Genomic DNA, 20120 nt, shown 5'->3' with positions numbered 1-20120 from the left:
TTTTTTACTTATAGTAAGAGGGCTGTATTACATGGCAGTTGCAAATTTATGGCTTTTTTAAGTCCGCTCTTGGCTGCGCTAAAATTGCATCTTTTTCATCTTGAGAGAGAATGATCCAATCAAATATTTCTTCATTAGTTCGACCGCACCCAGTGCAATAACCGCTGCGGCGTTCACATATGCCTATACAGTCGGTTTTTAATTTAGATGGTTTTTTGTTTTGATTTGATTTGCGCATTGTTAAAGTCCTAACGGTGGTGCAATTTCAAAGCGAGTAGAAAACCCATTACCTTCTTGAATTGTAGAAAGTGTAATAACCGGATTTTTAGTATCAAGTACAAATGAGCTGTAAATTGAACTTGCTGTTTCTTTTTGGCTTTCAAACCAACCTGTTTTTGATAGGCATTGGCGTAATTGCTTAGCAAGTGTTTGATGCGACTTTACTGCATGTGTTTGTGTTTTTGTAGGTGTTTGGCATTGGTAACTTACTTGTTCTGACTCATTTAAAGTAACAGTACAATGTGAACCTATTAAATGAGTATTAGTACGCCATTGGTTAGTGAACTGGTTATTTACTTTGTCTGTTTTTATTGAGTCAAATTCAGATTCATAACCGGTTACTAGGCGGTTTATGGTGCTACATTCATTAGATGTTACTACGGAATTTACAGGCTTACTTATTGTAGGTGGAGTAGCCGTTTGTTTTGTTTTACTAGTACAGCCCGCTAGAATAAACACAACAATAAAAAGAATAATATAGTTTTTCATAGTTCACAGTAACCGATAAATTGAGCCTCGCACTATACCACACATAACTTATTCAACTAAAAGGGAAAACAAAAAGGCCCATAAAATATGAGCCTCTTTTAATTTACTTTAGCTGGTGCTATTTATGGCGACCTTGCAGGCACTTAACTACATCTACTAGGCTTAAGCCTTGGCGTTGTAGTAATACAGTCAGGTGATAAATTAAATCAGCCGATTCGTTAGTAAGCTCATCGTTATCGTGTTTCATTGCGGCAAGGGCAACTTCTACGCCTTCTTCACCTACTTTTTGACAGCTACGGCTTAAGTCTTTAGCAAACAATGAAGCGGTGTAGCTTTTTGATGGGTCATCATTTTTACGCTCAACAATGACATCTTCTAATTGTGCTAAAAAGCTTAAGCTTGGTTTAGCATCATCGCCGAAGCAGCTTTGCGTGCCTAAGTGGCACGTTGGGCCCTCAGGGCTTGCCAGTACTAAAATTGAGTCGTAGTCACAATCGGTATGAACCGATACCACATTTAAGTAGTTTTCTGATGACTCGCCTTTAGTCCATAAACGCGATTTAGAACGCGAATAAAAGGTCACTTTGTTGCTTTCAAGTGTTACCTTTAGTGCTTCGCTGTTCATAAAGCCTTGCATTAAAATAACGCCAGAGCGGGCATCTTGAACAATAGCAGGGATCATTTCGCTTTTAGCAAAATCAACTTGAGTTTGGTTTTGTTGTGTTAATTGCATAATCTTGCTGCCACTTGGTTATCGGTTAAAAATTGTTTTAGTTTGCTAATGTTAATCACATTTTTGTGAAAAACACTGGCTGCTAATGCGCCATCTACTTCGCTTTGTTTAAATACGTCTACAAAGTCTTGCATGCTGCCTGCACCGCCAGAGGCGATAAGCGGTATATTACATAACGCGCGCATTTTACTTAGCTGCTCGTTGTCGTAACCATTACGTACGCCGTCTTGGTTCATACAGTTTAAAACAATTTCGCCAGCGCCTAAGTCTTGTACGCGTTTTACCCATTCCTCGGTTTTATAACGTGTACGGCTTGATGCATTAGGATCGCCGGTTAATTGATATACTAAGTATTCGCCGGTCACTTCATCGTAAAAACTATCAATACCTACAACAACACATTGCTTACCAAATTCATCGTGTAACTCTTTTATAAGCTCAGGGCGTGCAATAGCAGGGCTGTTAATACTTATTTTATCGGCGCCGCGCTCTAAAACACGGGCTGCATCGGCTACCGATTTAATACCGCCAGCCACACAAAATGGAATATCAATATGGCGGGCAATGCTCTCTACCCAATTTACGTCAAGTAAGCGTTTTTCAACACTTGCGCTGATCTCATAAAAAACCAGTTCATCGGCACCAGCATCGCTGTATGCTTTTGCCATTGTTAAAATATCACCAACAACTTCATGGCCTTTAAATTTAACGCCTTTTACTACTTGGCCGTCTTTAACATCTAAACACGGAATTATGCGTTTTGATAACATGCCAACGCCTCCTCAACACTAAATGCGCCATCAAGCAGAGACTTACCTAAAATAACGCCGCCTACGCCAAGCTCTTTAAGTTTTTTAATGTCATCAAGTGAACTTACGCCACCAGAAGCTTGCACTTTAATAGCGCTGTTGTGACGAGTTAAATCTTCGTAAAGCTCAAACGATGGACCCGTCATGGTGCCATCTTTACTGATGTCCGTGCATAAAAAGTCAATAACGCCCAAGCTTACATAAAAATCAACAAGCTCAAGTAAACCAAACTCTGACTCGCTCAACCAACCGTGCGTAGCAGGTGCCCAGCCAGTGGCTGTTTTATTTACATCAAGGGCAATAACAAAGTGCTCTGCGCCAAATTGTTCAATCCAGGCTTTTACTTGCTCACGTTTTTCTACCGCCATTGAGCCAATAACAACTTGGTTAGCGCCGGCTTTTAGCCAATCACTTACATCTTGCTCTGAGCGAATACCGCCGCCGACTTGGTACGGTACATTAAGCGCTTTAGTTGCGGCTTGAATATGTTGCCACTGCTTTTTACTCGGATCGCGTGCGCCCTCTAAATCTACAAGGTGTAGCTTACCTGCGCCGCTGTCGGCGTATTCTTTTAAACGTGCACCAAGCTCAAAAGGGTAAAACTGAGCGGTGTCGTATTTACCTTGGTATAAACGAACAATTTGATTTTGTAATACGTCTAATGCTGGAATAATCACAAATAATCTCTTTATTGTTGGTTAATGGGCAGTTTATAGCTGCCAATCAACAAAATTTTGTAATAAACGGGTGCCTACTTTTGCACTGCGCTCAGGGTGAAATTGCATGCCAGCGTAGTTGTCTTTAGCAACTATAGCTGAAAAGGTTTGACCGTATTCGCCGCTTACAAGTGTTGCATCGTTTACGGTGTGTGCAAAGCTATGTACAAAGTACACTTGCTCGTCTTGTGTTAACCCTTTAGTAAGTGCATGCTCTTTATTAATGCTTAAGTTATTCCAACCCATATGCGGCGACGTTAAACTACCAACATCAAGGGCTTTTACTTGCCCTGGTATTTTACCTAAGCACTGTACGTTACCTTCTTCGGTGCTTTCGCACAGTAACTGCATACCTAAACAAATTCCCATAAGTGGGCGCTGGTATTCGTTTATAGCTTGTTGCCAGCCGTTATCTACAAGGCGTTTCATAGCAACCGATGCATGGCCAACACCTGGTAATATTGCACGCTCAAAGCCTTTTAATTGCTCTGGCGAGGTAATTACTGTTGGCGTTTGCCCTAAGCGTTCAAAGGCAAAACGTACTGAATTTATATTGGCACAACCTGTATTAATTATGGCAATCATAAACATCCCTTAGAGCTGGCTGTTTGTTGGCTCGTGTCTTGTGCTACTGCAATACGAAGGGCGCGTGAAAACGCTTTAAATAAGCCTTCTACTTGGTGATGACAGTTACCGTCGCTTACCGATAAAATAAGGCTAATAGCGGCATTATCGCTTAAGCTTTTAAAAAAGTGCTCAACCATTTGTACGTCTAAATCGCCTGCTTTTTCGCGGCTAAAGTTAGCGTTTAATACAAATGATGCGCGGCCCGATAAATCAATTTGTGCCTCTGCTTTACATTCATCCATTGGCAGTGCAAAACCATAGCGCGCTATTTGCGATTTAGTGCCAAGCGCTTGTTTAAGCGCAACACCTAGGGCAATACCAATGTCTTCAACAAGGTGGTGCTCGTCTATGTGTAAGTCGCCTTTTGCTTTAATGTTTAAACCAATGTTGGCGTGCGTGCGAATTTGATCAAGCATGTGATCAAAAAAGCCAAGGCCAGTATCTATGCTACCGTTTTTAGTTTGATCTAGGTTTATGGCTACATCAATTTGTGTTTCTTTGGTGTTACGCGTAACACGGCCTTCGCGGTTAGCTGTGGTGAGCTTGGTAACAATGGCAGGCCAGCTGCCATCGTACAAAATGCCTTCACAACATAAATTTTGTGCAAGGCCAATATCTGTTTGGCGATCGCCAATTACATATGAACGTGCTAAATCAACTTTGCCAGAACGCATAAGCTCAGTTAATAAACCGGTTTTAGGTTTACGGCAATCACAGTTTTGCTCGTCAAAGTGTGGACAAATTAATACCTCGTCAAAGCTAATGCCTTGGCTTTGCATAATATCCATCATTTTATCTTGTGCTATATCAAAGTCAGCAGTCGGGAAGCTGTCTGTGCCTAAGCCATCTTGATTCGATACCATCACTAGACGGTAACCGGCGGCTTGTAATTGTAATAAAGCCGGGATAACACCTGGTAAAAAGGCAAGCTTTTCAAGACTATCTACCTGTTTGTCGGTAATTGGCTCTTCAATTATGGTGCCGTCGCGGTCAATAAATAAATAGGGGTTACTCATGATACTTCGTTTCCTGCTAATGGTGCTGTGGTAGCCGGCGTTTGTAAGCCATCTAACCAAATTTTTACTTGTTCGAGCTCTTGTTCGCTACCAATTGAAATTCGTAGCCAATCGTCTTCACCGTATAGGGTAAACGCGCGCATTACTAAACCTTGCTCAAGTGCTACTTTAAAGTAGTTTTTGTTGGCTAATTTTAAGGTAACAAAGTTACCTTCACCAGTGAGAATTTTTAATGCAGCAGGGGAGGCGTTTAACCACTGTACAAGTTTAGCTTTTAAGCTATTTAAAATAGTCACTTGGCGGCGCATTGATGTAATTGCATCAGGTGCAATTGCCTGTGCTGCAATACTTGCCACCACACCGGATACCGGATACGGCGCAATTACTTTACGAATTGGCGCAAGTACACTTTCTTGTGCAAGTGTAAAACCGGTTCTTAGCCCTGCAAGTGCAAACGCTTTAGATAATGTGCGCAGTACCACTACATTACTAAATTCGTTTATGAGTGCAGTGGCGCTTTGCTCTGGGCAAAACTCAATATAGGCTTCATCAACAATTACCAGTGCTTTACCAGCAAGCGCTGTTGCTATTGCTTTTACTTTATTAAGCGGTGTTAGGCTACCTGTTGGGTTATTTGGATTACAAATAAACACCAGTTTCGAGTTGCCCACAGCCTTTACTATTTCATCTACAGTACCATCAAGTAATAGCGCTTGCGTTAGGCTATTAATGGCAACGTTATGAGTATCAGCCGTTACTTTGTACATACCGTATGTTGGTAAAAATAACGCAATGCTATCTTTAGCTGGCTCACAAAAAGTGCGTACTAAAAGCTCAATGCCTTCATCTGCGCCGCGCGTCATTAATACGTTTTCGCTTTCAAGCTCTGTATAAGCAGCGTAGCGGTCAATCACCAGTTGCGGTTGTGGATCTGGGTAGCGATTTAAATCTTCAATACTCAGTTCAAGGTTTTTAGCATAAGGACTTTCGTTGGCATTTAACCACGTTGTACCGGTTAGCTTTTCACTTTTAGCCGAGCTATAGGCAGCAAGTGCTGCAATATTTTGTGGTAATAAGCTTGTCGCTTGTGCGCTCTCATTGCTCATTTTTAATTGCCTCTAAACGAATTGAAACCGCATTTGCGTGTGCATCAAGGCCTTCTGCATCTGCTAGTGGTAAAATAGCTTTTGAAAGCTGCGTTAAGCCACTTTTACTAATAGTTTGCACAGTGTAAGTGCGGAAAAAATCAAGCAAGTTTAAACTTGAATACGTTGCACTGTAACCATAGGTAGGTAACACGTGGTTAGTACCCGATGCATAATCGCCCGCTGACTCTGGCGTGTAGTCGCCTACAAATACTGAGCCTGCATTTTTTACTTTATCTAAATAAGGTGTTGAATCGGCTAATTGCAAAATTAAGTGCTCAGGGCCATATTGCGCTGATACGTCAAATGCTTGCTCAACAGAGTCTACTAAAATAAGTGATGAATTAGCCAGTGCTTGCTCGGCTGTCTCTTTTCGGCTTAAGTTTGCAAGTTGGCGTGTAAGCGCCTGCTGCGTTTGCTCAATTATACTTTCGCTGTTACACAATAAAATAACTTGCGAGTCGCCGCCGTGCTCAGCTTGCGAGAGTAGATCTGCTGCTATAAATTCTGGGTTTGCACGCTCATCTGCAATAACTAATACTTCAGACGGGCCTGCTGGCATATCGATTGCCATACCAGGAATTGTTTGCGCAACAAGCTGTTTTGCCATCGTTACAAAGCTATTACCTGGGCCAAAAATTTTGTTCACTTTAGGCACTGATTCAGTGCCGTAGGCCATTGCGGCTATTGCGCCTGCGCCACCACTTTCAATCAACGTTGTAATACCACACAGTTTTGCAGCATATAAAATGGCAGGGTTAATACGTTCATTACCTTGAACAGGGGTTGCAAGTACGACGGTTTTAGCACCACTTAATTGCGCAAGTACACCTTGCATAATAACCGATGATGGCAGTGGAGCACTGCCACCTGGTACATAAATACCCACAGCTTCGATGGCCTGATATTTCAGTTCACATACAACGCCAGGTTGGGTTGATAACTTAATATCTTTAGGCAATTGTGCTTCGTGAAAACGTTTAACGTTTGCATAAGCGGTGTCAATTGCGTATTTAAGCTCTGCGCTTAGTGCTTGCTCTGATGCGTTTATTTCATCAAGCGGTACACGTAAACGAGGGTTAGCTCTATTATCAAACTTTTTAGCCATATCAAGTAAGGCTTTATCGCCTTGCTCTTTAACATCGCTCATAATTGTTTGGCATATTGCTTCAACCTTTGCGCTGGCAGAAACCGCAGGGCGCATTAGCGCCGCTGCTTGTACTTGTGAAGATTCCTCATTCCAACGAAGCATGGTACTTACTCCATCATTTTTTCAATTGGCATTACTAAAATAGAGTTAGCGCCTAGGGCTTTAAGCTGCTCCATTGTTTCCCAAAATAATGTTTCGCTGCTTACCATGTGAAGCGCTACATACTCTTCATTACCAGCAAGTGCAAGTAGAGTAGGTTGGCCTGAGCCTGGTAAAATTTCGCAAATTTCATCAAGTTTAGTTTTTGGCGCGTGTAGCATAATGTATTTGCTTTCTTTTGCTTGTTTAACACCACGAAGGCGCGGCATAAGCTTATTGATTAGCGCTAATTTGTCTTCATCTTGAAGGTCTTTATTTTGAATTAAACAGGCGTTTGATTCTAAAATTGTATCACCTTGAATTAAGCCGTTCGCTTCAAGTGTTGCACCGGTTGAAACTAAATCACAAATTGCATCAGAAAGACCTGCACGAGGGGCAACTTCTACTGAACCTGTAAGCATTACAGTACTTGCATTAATGCCTTCACGCTTTAACCACTGAGTTAAAATTTCTGGGTAGGTAGTTGCAATACGTTTGCCTTCAAACCAGCTCTTATCGCGAGCGCCTAGCTCTTGTGGCCATGCAAGTGCAAGACGACAGTAACCAAAATCTAGTTTTGAAAGTTTGTTTACTTCGCTTGGAACACCTTGACGTTCACGTTCTGCTTGAACTTCTACTAGTACGTTTTCGCCCACAATACCTAAATCACATACACCGTCCATTACTAAACCAGGAATATCGTCATCGCGCACACGTAGTACGTCAATTGGCATATTAGTTGAGTGTGCAATTAAGCGTTGTTCACGAAGGTTAAGTTTAACACCTAACTGTTTTAACAGATCTTGACAATCTTTAGATAGGCGGCCGCCTTTTTGGATGGCGATACGTAGACGATTTGAGTTACTCATTATTCATTTTCCTTTAATTTAAAAACTAAAAACCCCGAGGGGAACCTCAGGGCGAAAATGAATCAATGTTTTTTGAATCGCCAGAGGTTCCTTTTAGGAATAACCTCTCAGCGAAAGACCTGACAGGTTATTCCGGTGAATGGTGGTGATGATGTACTGTTGTCAGGTTTAAACGCATTTTTATATCCTATTTTGCTTAGCGCTATTTAGTGAGCGTTAAGCTTTAATCTGTTTCAATAAATTTCGCATTCATAAAAACATAAACCGCCTTGTTAAGGCAAGTTTTTTTTTACCTAATTAAAGCATATCTTATAACGGTCGATAATATTGAAAGCAAAACCTCACTTTTTGCTGTTTTAATGTTTAAAATGTAGACAAACCAGGCCTTATTGGCCGTTTTATCTAATTTAGTAAATTAACGTTAGGGAGAAATGTATGGATATAATGATCCCTTTTTTAGGGAAAATATCACGACTCGAACTCGAGCCAAAAGGCGCTTTTCACATTGCAGGTGTGCAAAATACGCCGCAAACACAAAAAATTAAGCTGGAAAATGAAAAAAAGCAAACGCTAAATAAAAAACGATTAGAAACAGCTCAGGGCAACAAAAGCGTAAACACCGATAATGAAAAAGCGATTACCGTAGATGATGAAGGGAATAAACATTTAGATACGTGGGCGTGATCTGAATTAATAATAGTAAAAAGCCATGAATGACTTTTTACTATTATGGGCATGTTGTTCTTTACGGCTAATATATTTGTTAGTGTTTTTTAGCTTTAATAATGTAAAAGCTAAATATGGCTACAACAGCAATTTGCGCTATAAAACCTTGCCACGTAGATTTTAAACCAAGTAATGCAATATCAAAGTTTATCGGCATTGAACTAATAGCGACTATATCGGCCTCTTGTAATGCAATTACAGCTTTACCCATTAATACAAAGGCAAGTGCAAATAATAAGTACGTGGTATAAGCGAAAAACTTTGCAATAGGTAACTTAATCGAATATTTGACTAACACCCATGCAATAAGCGCTAATAAAGCGACACCCAATGCAAATCCAATAGCCACCGATGAATACTGCGCTTGTGAGCTTTGCGTTAATAACGACTGATAAAATAATACCGTTTCGAAAACTTCACGGTATACGGCAATAAAAGAAAGCCCTGCTAATCCCCATAATGTCCCCGACTCAAGACGCTTATTAATATTGTCTTTTATGTATTTTTGCCATTGTTGTGCACTGGTTTTACTATGCATCCACACGCCAACATATAGCAAAATAATAGCTGCAAATAGGGCGCCTGCACCTTCCATAACTTCGCGGCTTGCACCACTTATTTGTATTAATGTTTGCGCTACTGCCCATGTTAATCCACCAGCAATGAGTGCCATAACCCAGCCTATATGAACGTATTTAAGCGCATCTTGGCGCTGCGTTTTTATAAGTACAGTCATGAGCGCAATAACAACTAATAGTGCTTCTAAGCCTTCGCGTAGCAATATAACTAAACTTGCTGAGAGGAGTGCACCATCAGTTAGTTTGGTTTCGTTCAACATGCTATCGGCTTTAGCAAGTTGTGCTAGCGCCGCACTTACTTTTTCGTTAACGATGGTAGCATCTTTCTCGTTTTTGAAGGTTTGACGCAGGTTCATCAGTTGTACTTCGATGTTTTTACGCAAAGTTTCGTCGTAAGCATTTAAGTTATTTTCAACAAGCTCAAAGCCATCTAGGTATGCGCTAATTGCTAAGTCACTCGCCTGAGAGTAATTGCCTTTAGCATGTGCGGCTTGCGCTGCAAGTAATTGCGTACGGGTTACCGTTATCGGGTTCTTGTTAGCGCTAAATAATTGATCTGGATTACCACGAAGCCAATTAACGTAGTGTGCTTGCGATTCACTTTGACCTGCAGATAATTGTGCAGGGTTTAGGTTTACAATTTGTGAAGCTGTAACACTTTCAAAAGTCCCTTCGGGTTTTTGCATATCTTTAAATGCTAAGCTTCCTACATAAAAGGCTAATGACCAACGCTGCTGCTCATTAAACTGTGTAAAAGCAACCATAGGTGTATCGTTAATACCATTTGATACAGCATCAAATAATCCCATTAATGATCGGTTGGTCGCGCGCTCCTTGTCAGTAAAATTGGTTGGTTCTGGTGTTAGGTTTTTAGCAAGCGGGCCGTTACCTTGCCCACTTGAGCCATGGCACATAGAACAATTAGCAGCAAAGAGAGCTTTAGTTTGCTCGATTGGCAGAAGTGTTGTTGGTAAAGATAACTGAGGCATAAAAGTAAGTAGTGATTCGCGAAGTGAAGAACTCGCCTTTCGTACATCTTCTACACTCGCTTTATTAGAAATCGCTGTATGCAAGGCTTTTGCTTGTACTTTTACGGTATCAAATTTAGTTGTTTGACTTGAAAGCTGACTTGCTTGCTCAAGAATAACGTGTGAAAACTCGCTCATTTCTTGATATTCATCAGGGTCCAGTATTTCTCCATTACCTACAGCGGCAACGTAATCTACCCCTACATATTCAGAAAGTTGAGCAATTTGCTTAATTTTTGTTTGTTCACTTTCTGAAGCCAAAGCATTGAAGCTCACAACAGTGATAATTAAAACCATGAAAATGAAATTAAACTGTCTTTTACTTAACGACAATAATTTAAAAAATACGTGAGAATTATTTATGGACATTGAAAAGCCCTGAAGAGGAAAAGTCAAAATTATAATCGTTTTCATTTACATTTCAAGTGGATTGAACTAAAGCGTGGCTATTGGTTAAAAGTATAACAATTAGTAAAAGTTTTAAGCGCTTTTGCAACACTTAAATAACAGCGAATAAAGGCGCTAAAGCTTTATTCGCTGTGTTTAAAATTAGTGTTATTTAGTTTTCTCAGCCGATTTAATACTACTTTGAATAAGCGGTGAAATAGTTAAACCTTGCACAATAATAGAAAATATAACTACAACGTAGGTAATAATAACAAGTAGGTTGTGTAAGTCTGAGCCACCAATACACACTTGATCGCGAGGAATTGCCGCTGCCATTGCAAGTGCTAGCCCTCCACGAAGGCCACCCCACGTCAATATTTTTACGCTGTGTTTATCATAGGCTCTAAATCGTTTGAAAAATATAAAAGGGGTTCCTACACTTATAAAGCGAGCGAGTAATACTGCAGGTACCATTAACAAACCTAAGCCAATCTCTTCAAAGGTGATAGGCATTGTGACTATTAACATGCCGATTATTAAAAATAAAAGTGCGTTTAAAAAGCTGTCGGTTGCATGCCAAAAGTCTTTTACGTAGCGTGTATCTTCTGGGCCTGTGCGCTCTGTTGCTTTAGTGCGAGTAATATTACCCATTAATATGCCGCTCGTTACCATAGCGAGTGCACCAGATATTTCCCAAATATTTGCAGCAGCAAAGCCTGCAGTAGGAATAGTTAACGTGATCAATAAACGAATATTTACATCGCGGCTATTTATAATTAAAAAGTGACCCACTAAAGCAATCACTAAACCAAACGCAATACCGCCTAGGGCATCTACAAAAAAGAGCTCTGCTATATCGCCAAACTGTGCATCTGTGCCATAAAAAGCAACCGAGAAAATGGTCGTAAATATTACTAAACCAATACCGTCGTTAAATAAAGACTCGCCTTCAACTTGCACCGATATACCCTCTGGTGCGCGCATTTGTTTAATAATAGCCAATACGGCAATAGGATCTGTTGGGCTAATAAGTGCACCAAACAATAAACAGTATATAAATGGTACATCAAAGCCAAATAAGGCGAACAGATAAAAACTTAGATAACCCACTATAAAAGTTGAAGCAATAGTAGAAAATAGTACTAATGCGGTAATTTCCCAGCGCTGTTTACGAAGCGCCATAAGGTTAATTTCCAGTGCGCCAGCATAAAGTAAAAATCCGAGCATACCTTTGAGTAACAACTCATTAAAATTAATACTAGAGACGATTTGGGTCATGGCTAACGCATTTTGATCGCCTAATAATTTAACGGCAATAATCAATAATAAAGAAATAACAACTGAGCCAGTTGTAATGGCAATTGTAGTTTGCATTTTGAGGATATATTGGTTTGCAAAAGCAATAAAAATTGCAATGGCAGAGAGAAAACAAATGAGATACCAAGCATTCATTGGCTAACCTTACTATTTTTTAAACGACACACAAAAAAGGGGAGTATAAACCCGGCATATAGTACTCCTGTGCTTTATCTGTGTCACAGTCTTTATGGTTTGATTAGCTATATTTATTATGTCTTGTAGGACATTTAGTTAATGTATAATTTCTGTTGTTACGTGTTGTAATGTATTTTTTAATACTAGGTTACTTGGTGCAGGTAGTTGTCTAAACCAATATAAAACATTGCTCTAAATACCCCTTTTAATATCGCTTGAAAGCGCTAATGTTAATCAAAAAATAAACACTATTTTTGTTTTTACCAGCTGCTTTTAATCTTCCTCGAGTTTTTCTAATCCTTTTTGAAATATAAGCCAATGGAATTTTAAGTAAATATATGTTTACAAATTGTAAAAATGATTATTTAGTCGCTTGTCTCTAAATTAGTAACTTACTGTAATTAAATAGTTTAAATTTCAAACTAATACTTTATTTGTAAATTAAATGTTTAATTTTTAAAACTTTAATTTGTAACATATGCTTGATCCTTAATCGGGTACAGGTAGTTCCGGTTAATACAATTCCACTACAAACTAAATATTTTAACGGAGCGTAAACGTGAATTTATCAAAAATCACATTAGCAACTTTTGCTGCTTTAACTTTTGTTCAAGCAACAGATGCAGTAGCTGCGAATAAGAAATACCTAAATCAACAACCGGCTATAAATACTATGGTGCAATCTAACTCTGCATCAATATTATCTACAAGTCCTCAAGAATTGATTGGGTTGAGTGTAAGGAACGAATTAGTTGTATTAAAAGAGTTTACGAGCAGCAACGGTGAAGTAACCCGCCGGTATCAACAAACTTATCAAGGATTGCCCGTGATAGGGGACACACTAAGCTTAACATTTAAGAACGGCATGCTAAAAAAAGCGCATGGCGCGGCAGTGTATGACATTGAAGGTGATATAAGCGATGTTAGTGCTAAATTATCAGCTAAACAGGCCATGCTCCAAAGCCAAAATGTGGGTATTGCAGCAAAAACAATGGGCTTAAAAAAACATAATGAAAAATCTAGATTAGCTATTTGGGTAGATCAGCAAAGTAAAGCGCACTTGGTTTATGAGGTGTCGTATGTCACCTATGGTAAATCGCCTTCTAGACCCTATCAAATTATTGATGCTAACTCTGGCGAAGTACTGCTTAGCTTTGACAATCTTCAACATGCAGAGGCTACAGGTCCTGGCGGAAATTTAAAAACAGGGAAATACATATATGGTACTGACTTTGATAGTTTAGATGTTACTCAGTCAGGCAATAACTGTACAATGAACAACACTAATGTGCGCACCATAAACCTCAACGGTGGTACAAGTGGTACGTCTGCATATTCTTTTACTTGTCCTGAAAATACATTTAAAGAAATAAATGGTGCTTATTCTCCACTCAATGATGCGCATTATTTTGGTAATGTAATTTTTAATATGTATAACGATTGGATTGGTTCGCCCCCGTTAAGTTTTCAGTTAAAGATGCGCGTTCATTATTCTAGCAATTATGAAAATGCATTTTGGGATGGAAGTGCAATGACATTTGGCGATGGCCAAAATACGTTTTATCCACTTGTTAGTTTAGACGTGTCTGCTCATGAGGTAAGCCATGGATTTACTGAACAAAACTCTGGCTTAGTTTACAGTGGAAAATCGGGCGGTTTAAATGAAGCCTTTTCTGATATGGCGGGTGAAGCTGCCGAATTTTATATGAAAGGCACTAATGATTGGCTAGTCGGCCAAGACATATTTAAAGGCAATGGTGCGCTTCGCTACATGAATAATCCAACGCAAGATGGTAATTCGATAGATAATCAATCAAGTTATTATTCTGGGATGGACGTACATCATAGCTCTGGTGTATTTAATAAAGCTTTTTATAATTTAGCTACAACACCCGGTTGGGATACAAAAAAAGCATTTATTGTAATGACTAGAGCTAATCAGCTTTATTGGAGCGCAAGTACAGATTGGGATTTAGCAGGTAATGGCGTTATGGATGCTGCTTGTGATTTAAACTATGACCCAAGTGATGTACAAGCAGCGCTAAGTGCTGTGGGGGTAAGCTCTAATTTAAGTTCAGGTAGCACGTGTAGTTCAACACCTCCTCCAACTAATGATGAAGCTTTAACTAATGGCGTAACTCGTACTGGCATAAGTGGTTCTTCTAAAGAGCAACTGTTTTTTACGTTAGAGGTTCCTGCTGGAGCAAGTAATTTAGTGTTTAATACCAATGGTGGATCAGGCGATGCTGATCTTTATGTACAATTTGGATCAAAACCAACGTTAAATAACTTTGATTGTAAAAGTACCACTTCATCAAGTACTGAGAGCTGTTCAATTAGTAATGTTCAAAGCGGAACTTACTATGTAATGGTAGAGGCATGGAATGCAATTTCTGGTGTTTCTTTAACAGGTAGCTTTGATGGCAGTAATGGGGGGGATGTTACTCCTATCAATGTAACAGAAACTAATGTGAGTGTTGCTACGGGAGCGTGGACGCGGTTTACACAAACATTAAATGAAGGTTATTCGTCACTTGATGTTTCTATATCTGGTGGAAGTGGTGATGCTGATTTGTATGTAAATTATGGAACAGCATCAAGTACGGGTACATATCTTTGTCGCCCATATAAAAATGGTAATAGTGAAAGTTGTACCTTTGATGCTCCACAAGCGGGCACTTGGTATATAGACTTACGCGGTTACAGTTCTGCAAGTGGTGTAACGCTTAGTATTTCAGCAAATTAAACCTACTTTAAGGGAGCTCTCGCTCCCTTTCTTTCAAAGTTGTATTTAATAACAAGGAATACTTATGAAAGGTTCTATTTATACTTCCCTATTATGCGCATCTACTCTCTTAACATCGTCGACATTATATGCTCAAAATAATGAAAGCATTTGGGTTAGTATTGACCCGGTTGCTGCAAAACATTATCAACAAGCCCAAAAAACATTTATACAAAAGGAACAATTATTAAGCGTACAGAATACAAATATGGATTCGGTAAACTTAATGAAAATTGATCAGAAAAACGTCACTCAATTGAGTGAGTTTATGCATCACAATTACAACCGTTGTGGTGGATTTGTTGCGCATAGCTCACTAAGTGAAGCACAGCAATATACGCAGCAATTAGCTTCTGTTCAAAATCAACTTGCCAATATTTCAACTAGCTACACCATAGATAATTCACAAACAGTCCAAGCGCTAATAAATCGTGTAAGCGAGATTAATCTAACAAATACGGTTAATACATTAAGTAATTTTTATAACCGTTACTATTCATCTCAAACTGGTGTAGATGCAGCCCAATGGTTAAAAGGTTATTGGCAGCAACTTGCAAGTGCTAGAAATGATATTTCAGTTGATTATTTTACACATAGTTGGTCTCAGTCATCGGTTATTGTAACTATTAACGGCAATGAAAAAGCAGACGAAATTGTAATTATTGGTGGTCATCTAGATTCTATTAATCAGTCAAACCCAAGCAATGGGCGTTCACCCGGTGCTGATGATAATGCATCAGGCATTGCGGTTTTAACTGAGGCACTTCGTGCTGTGGTAGAGCAGAATTATAAACCGCAAAGAACGATTAAAATTATGGCTTTTGCTGCTGAGGAAGTGGGTCTTAGAGGTTCAAAGGAGATTGCTACAGCGTATAAATCACAAGGTAAAAATGTGATTGGTATGGTGCAATTTGATATGACCGGTAACAATGGTAGCAGTGGAGATATTGTTATGATGACAGATTACACTACTAATTCACAAAATCAGTATTTAGGCCAGTTAATTGATACATACTTACCTGCGGTTACTTATGGATTTGATCAATGTGGTTATGGTTGTTCTGATCATGCCTCGTGGTATCAACAAGGCTTTTCAGCATCGATACCGTTTGAGTCAAAAATGGCTGATATAAACCCGTTAATACATAGCGAAAATGATGCAGCTTTTGATGCTGAACACGCAAGTAAATTTGCAAAGTTAGCCGTTAGTTATTTAGCTGAAATGGCTAAAAATGCTGGTGAAACACCTCCAGTAAATAATAATGAGTTACAAAACGGGGTAGCAGTAACAGGTATAGCCGCTAATGCAAAAGAGCAACTTTTTTACACGCTACAAGTAGCAAATAATATTAGTAATTTAAACTTTTCCACCGCTGGTGGCAGTGGCGATGCTGATTTATATGTGAAATATAACTCTTCGCCAACACTTGATAGTTACGATTGTAAAAGTGCAACCTCATCTAGCAATGAAAGCTGTGATATTTTGAACACTCAAGCGGGAGTTTATTACGTGATGGTGGAGGCTTGGAGTGACATAGCTAATGTATCGCTCATAGCAAGTTATACTGAAGAAGATAACTTTGAGCCAGTTAACCGCATTGAAGAAAATATTAGTGTTGCTTCAGGCCAGTGGGTTAGGTTTACACAAGAATTAAAAGCTGGGCATTCTTCTTTAGATATAAGCATAGCCGGTGGCTCAGGTGATGCTGATTTGTATGTAAATTTTAATAGTCAATCATCCGAGCAAGTTTATATGTGTAGGCCTTACAAAAATGGCAATAGTGAAAAATGCAGTATTTCTAATCCTCAAGGTGGTAAGTGGCATATAGATTTAAAAGGGTACAGTGCTGCAAGTAATATTACATTAAATATTACTGCGCAATGAAATGCCCCCTCAAATAGCTTACCAATATAAATATTAGATTGCTAAATAGAGGTGGATTTAATTAATGGGAGCTATGCTCCCTTATTTTGTACTTGCGCTGCTTACTTAAATACTTGCCCTTGATGTATAGCTTACGTAAAATCCCGCTATTATTTATTTTAAAGTGATTGGTATTATCAAACAGCTGTTTAGTGAAACCGGACCATTGGCGTTATCGCTTGAGGGTTATACACCTCGCCAGCCTCAAATTGATATGGCCGTAGCTGTTGCAGATGCATTAAAAAATAGCACCCAACTAGTGGTAGAAGCCGGTACTGGTACGGGTAAAACATTTGCATATTTAGCACCCGCACTAAAATCAAAAGGTAAAACCATTATTTCAACGGGGTCAAAAGCCCTGCAAGAACAGCTTTACCACCGTGATTTACCTCAACTTGTTAAAGCGTTAAGCGCCTCTAAAAAAACGGCTTTACTAAAAGGGCGTGCCAATTACTTATGTACCTATCGATTAAATCAGCATGTTGCACACGTACCCACAGATGACTCTGATGTAATGCATCAACTGGCCATGGTTGCAAAGTTTGCAAGCGAAACTCAGTCGGGTGATTTAGCCGATTGTATTGGTATTGAAGAAGACGCCAAAGTGTTGCCTTATGTAAACTCAACCGCCGATAACTGTTTAGGTAAAGAATGTCCCGACTTTCAAAGTTGTTATATACGTAAAGCGCGTTTAAATGCAGCCGAAGCAGATGTAGTCGTTATAAACCATCATTTATTTTTTGCAGACATGGCAGTAAAAGACTCTGGTTTTGCTGAGCTTATGCCCACTGCGGATGCTTACATATTTGACGAAGCCCATCAGTTAAGTGAAATTGCGAGTGATTACTTTGGCGAAAGTATAAGTACTAAAAAGCTGGTTGATTTAATTAACGATTTACGTGCAATTTACCGAGCTGAAATCCCTGATATGCTGCAATTGGGTAAAAGCTTAAATAAACTTGAAACGAGTGTAGCTGATTTACGTTTACAGTTTGGTGTTGATGGCAGCCGTGGTGACTGGCGCGAAAAGCTTAGTGATAAATTAATATGTGCAGCACTGCACAGAGTAATAAGTGATTTAGACTTTGTGTACCAAGTATTAAAATTATGCTTAGAGCGCAGTGATAAAATAGAACACCCGTTTGAGCGAGCACTTGCCTTTAAAGGTCAGTTAGAGCGTGTTTTTGATACAGCTCAAACAGGGTTTAGTTACTGGTACGAAACCACAAGGCGCTATTTAACCGTTAATATTACACCGTTAAATGTATCAGCTAAATTTGCTAAAATGATGGAAGATACTGGTGCGGGCTTTGTGTTTACCTCAGCTACGCTATCTGTAGATAATAAGCTTGAGCATTTTAATGCAAGTTTAGGGCTAAAGCCCAAGCAAAGTATGATGGTAGATAGCCCATTTGACTATCCAAACCAAGCGCTATTATGTTTACCACGGTATTTACCTGAGTCACATGCAGACAATATGCCTCATGCGATTGTGAGGCTAACACTTGAGCTTATCAAGTCGGCTAAAGGTCGCTGCTTTGTGCTCTTTACAAGTTATAGAATGATGCACTTGGTTGCCGAGGGCTTAACCACGCAAATCGATTACCCAGTGTATATGCAAGGGCAAATGTCTAAACGTATTATACTTGAAAAGTTTACCCGACACGGCAATGCCGTATTGCTTGGCACCGCTTCTTTTTGGGAAGGCGTGGATGTACGTGGTAGCACTTTAAGCTGTGTTATTATTGATAAGTTACCGTTTGCCGCACCAGATGACCCTTTATTGCAAGCTAAAATGCAAGATTGCCAAATGCAAGGTAAAGACCCATTTGCACATATTCAGCTTCCACAAGCAGTTATTGCACTCAAGCAAGGTGTAGGGCGTTTAATACGCGATAATAAAGACAAAGGCGTATTAGTAATATGCGATAATCGATTAGTAACACGCCAATATGGCCAAGTATTTTTAAAAAGCTTACCGCCTATGCGCCGCACGCGAAGCTTAGAAGACGCCAATACATTTTTAAAACAAATTAATTAGAGTACTAAAATGATCAAAAGTAATATTCTTGCCCTTGATGCTTCAACAGAAGCGCTTTCAATTGTTTTACATGTAAAGGGACAAACATTTCATCATTTTGAAGAATGCCCACAGCAGCATAGCCAAAAAATTCTTCCGCTTATAGATGAGCTACTAAGTAAAGCTAACTGTAAATTAAAAGACTTAGATGTCATTGGTTTTGGCCAAGGGCCTGGTAGTTTTACTGGCGTGCGTATAAGTGTTGCCATTGCACAAGGGTTAGCTTATTCAACTAACTTGCCATTAGTTGGGGTGTCTACACTTGCGATTATGGCGCAGCAAGCTTTTGAACAAAATGGCAGCGCTAATGTATACCCAGCTATTGATGCTCGAATGGGTGAAATTTACTTTGCTCAGTACCAAGTAAACAACAATTTAATGCAGCTTGTTAATCAAGAATGTGTGATCAAGCCTGCACTTTTAAACGCCGATTATATTTCAGATAACGAGCAAAACTATGTAGCTGTAGGCACTGGTTTTAAAACTTACCCAGATGCGCTTAATAATTTTGATAGCGTTTCTATTAATAGTGATATTACTCTACCAGATGCACGCTTTATGCTCGCCCTTGTTGATGCAGAATTTATAGCTGGTAATGGTGTTAAAGCAAGCGATGCTCAACCAAAATATGTACGAGATACGGTTACATGGAAAAAGCTACCAGGTCGCGAATAGGCTTAAGTTTGCAAATTGTTTAATTTTAAATCATAATTTTAGCTATGTTTAAGTTTGGAGCTTGTTTATGACATTGCCCATTGGTTCAGGTTTTTTTGCTGGAGATATTCCTGGTAGAGTAAGCTCAAAAAGTGTTGTCACTAATAAACCTCAAAGTGTTGTTGATCAAAATACAACGCAAAAAACAAACACAGATTATGTAAAAAGCAGTAAAGAAGGTGTAGAGCGCGCAAATGAGTTTTTTAAAGCCAGCGCGAGTACTACACAGTTCAGCCAAACAATTTACGACCAACCAACTGCACAAGTAAGCAAAGCAATTTCTACTTATACAGAGTTTGCTAATTTAGAACGCAGAGCAGAAGTGCAAGACTTAATAGGCGTAGATATATACGCTTAAAGCCTTTAAAAACAAAAAGCCCGAACAGGAGTTCGGGCTTTTGCGTTTAGTGTTATGTCTTGTCCTGAAATGTGT

The 20120-nt window shown here is 39.3% G+C and carries 18 protein-coding genes; 6 read left to right on the top strand and 12 right to left on the bottom strand.

The features are described from left to right. Window positions 1-46: 46 nt before the first annotated feature. The 10 genes from CWC11_RS17680 to hisG form a co-directional block, all read right to left on the bottom strand. Complete coding sequence (locus tag CWC11_RS17680) at window positions 47-238, bottom strand: DUF1289 domain-containing protein (RefSeq protein ID WP_138683742.1); 192 nt, start codon at window positions 236-238, stop codon at window positions 47-49. Between the two features lie 2 nt (window positions 239-240). Continuing rightward, window positions 241-768 (bottom strand): hypothetical protein, encoded by a 528-nt coding sequence (locus tag CWC11_RS17675; protein WP_138683741.1) that lies wholly within the window; start codon window positions 766-768, stop codon window positions 241-243. Window positions 769-886: 118 nt separating this feature from the next. Then, a complete protein-coding gene (hisIE, locus tag CWC11_RS17670) occupies window positions 887-1501 on the bottom strand; it encodes a bifunctional phosphoribosyl-AMP cyclohydrolase/phosphoribosyl-ATP diphosphatase HisIE (protein WP_138683740.1) in 615 nt (204 codons plus the stop codon). Further along, entirely contained in the window at window positions 1492-2271 is a 780-nt protein-coding gene (gene hisF, locus CWC11_RS17665; RefSeq protein WP_138683739.1) for an imidazole glycerol phosphate synthase subunit HisF, read from the bottom strand. The genes hisIE and hisF overlap by 10 nt, the downstream gene beginning before the upstream one ends. After that, complete coding sequence (locus tag CWC11_RS17660; protein WP_089349749.1) at window positions 2253-2987, bottom strand: 1-(5-phosphoribosyl)-5-[(5-phosphoribosylamino)methylideneamino] imidazole-4-carboxamide isomerase; 735 nt, start codon at window positions 2985-2987, stop codon at window positions 2253-2255. Before CWC11_RS17660 ends, hisF begins: the two co-directional genes overlap by 19 nt. Window positions 2988-3020: 33 nt before the next feature. Next, a complete protein-coding gene (hisH, locus tag CWC11_RS17655; protein ID WP_058405288.1) occupies window positions 3021-3611 on the bottom strand; it encodes an imidazole glycerol phosphate synthase subunit HisH in 591 nt (196 codons plus the stop codon). Further along, a complete protein-coding gene (hisB, locus tag CWC11_RS17650) occupies window positions 3608-4669 on the bottom strand; it encodes a bifunctional histidinol-phosphatase/imidazoleglycerol-phosphate dehydratase HisB (RefSeq protein WP_138683738.1) in 1062 nt (353 codons plus the stop codon). The genes hisH and hisB overlap by 4 nt, the downstream gene beginning before the upstream one ends. After that, complete coding sequence (gene hisC / locus CWC11_RS17645) at window positions 4666-5775, bottom strand: histidinol-phosphate transaminase (protein ID WP_138683737.1); 1110 nt, start codon at window positions 5773-5775, stop codon at window positions 4666-4668. The genes hisB and hisC overlap by 4 nt, the downstream gene beginning before the upstream one ends. Continuing rightward, entirely contained in the window at window positions 5765-7066 is a 1302-nt protein-coding gene (gene hisD, locus CWC11_RS17640; protein ID WP_138683736.1) for a histidinol dehydrogenase, read from the bottom strand. Before hisD ends, hisC begins: the two co-directional genes overlap by 11 nt. 5 nt (window positions 7067-7071) lie before the next feature. Continuing rightward, the gene (hisG, locus tag CWC11_RS17635; protein ID WP_138683735.1) at window positions 7072-7971 is read right to left on the bottom strand and encodes an ATP phosphoribosyltransferase; all 900 of its coding nucleotides are present in this window, start codon (window positions 7969-7971) and stop codon (window positions 7072-7074) included. 435 nt (window positions 7972-8406) lie between these two features. Here hisG and CWC11_RS17630 point away from each other — a divergent pair, with 435 nt between their 5' ends. Continuing rightward, on the top strand, window positions 8407-8655 hold the full coding sequence (locus tag CWC11_RS17630; protein WP_138683734.1) for a hypothetical protein: 249 nt from the start codon (window positions 8407-8409) through the stop codon (window positions 8653-8655). 79 nt (window positions 8656-8734) lie between these two features. Here the strand turns inward: CWC11_RS17630 and CWC11_RS17625 are convergent, their stop codons facing one another. Together CWC11_RS17625 and CWC11_RS17620 are read right to left on the bottom strand one after the other, a co-directional pair. Then, window positions 8735-10600: a cytochrome c/FTR1 family iron permease gene (locus tag CWC11_RS17625; protein WP_249330763.1), complete on the bottom strand. Its 1866-nt coding sequence runs from the start codon at window positions 10598-10600 to the stop codon at window positions 8735-8737. 258 nt (window positions 10601-10858) lie between these two features. Continuing rightward, window positions 10859-12142 carry a cation:proton antiporter gene (locus CWC11_RS17620; RefSeq protein WP_138683733.1) on the bottom strand — a complete coding sequence of 428 codons (1284 nt, stop codon included), beginning with the start codon at window positions 12140-12142 and terminating at the stop codon, window positions 10859-10861. Window positions 12143-12743: 601 nt separating this feature from the next. Between CWC11_RS17620 and CWC11_RS17615 the strand changes: the two genes are divergently transcribed. From CWC11_RS17615 to CWC11_RS17595, 5 genes are all read left to right on the top strand, one after another. Then, a complete protein-coding gene (locus tag CWC11_RS17615; protein ID WP_138683732.1) occupies window positions 12744-14930 on the top strand; it encodes a M4 family metallopeptidase in 2187 nt (728 codons plus the stop codon). A gap of 64 nt (window positions 14931-14994) precedes the next feature. After that, a complete protein-coding gene (locus CWC11_RS17610) occupies window positions 14995-16854 on the top strand; it encodes a M20/M25/M40 family metallo-hydrolase (RefSeq protein WP_138683731.1) in 1860 nt (619 codons plus the stop codon). Between the two features lie 163 nt (window positions 16855-17017). Further along, window positions 17018-18934, top strand: a complete 1917-nt coding sequence (gene yoaA, locus CWC11_RS17605; protein ID WP_058550301.1) for a DNA repair helicase YoaA — start codon at window positions 17018-17020, stop codon at window positions 18932-18934. Window positions 18935-18943: 9 nt separating this feature from the next. Then, window positions 18944-19648 carry a tRNA (adenosine(37)-N6)-threonylcarbamoyltransferase complex dimerization subunit type 1 TsaB gene (tsaB, locus tag CWC11_RS17600; RefSeq protein WP_138683730.1) on the top strand — a complete coding sequence of 235 codons (705 nt, stop codon included), beginning with the start codon at window positions 18944-18946 and terminating at the stop codon, window positions 19646-19648. 67 nt (window positions 19649-19715) lie between these two features. Continuing rightward, complete coding sequence (locus CWC11_RS17595; protein WP_138683729.1) at window positions 19716-20045, top strand: hypothetical protein; 330 nt, start codon at window positions 19716-19718, stop codon at window positions 20043-20045. Window positions 20046-20120: the final 75 nt, after the last annotated feature.

The sequence above is a fragment of the Pseudoalteromonas sp. S3178 genome, assembly GCF_005886985.1.
GTDB lineage: Bacteria > Pseudomonadota > Gammaproteobacteria > Enterobacterales > Alteromonadaceae > Pseudoalteromonas > Pseudoalteromonas carrageenovora.
Note: the sequence above shows the minus strand (reverse complement) of the source record. Positions and strands in the feature narration are given on the sequence as shown.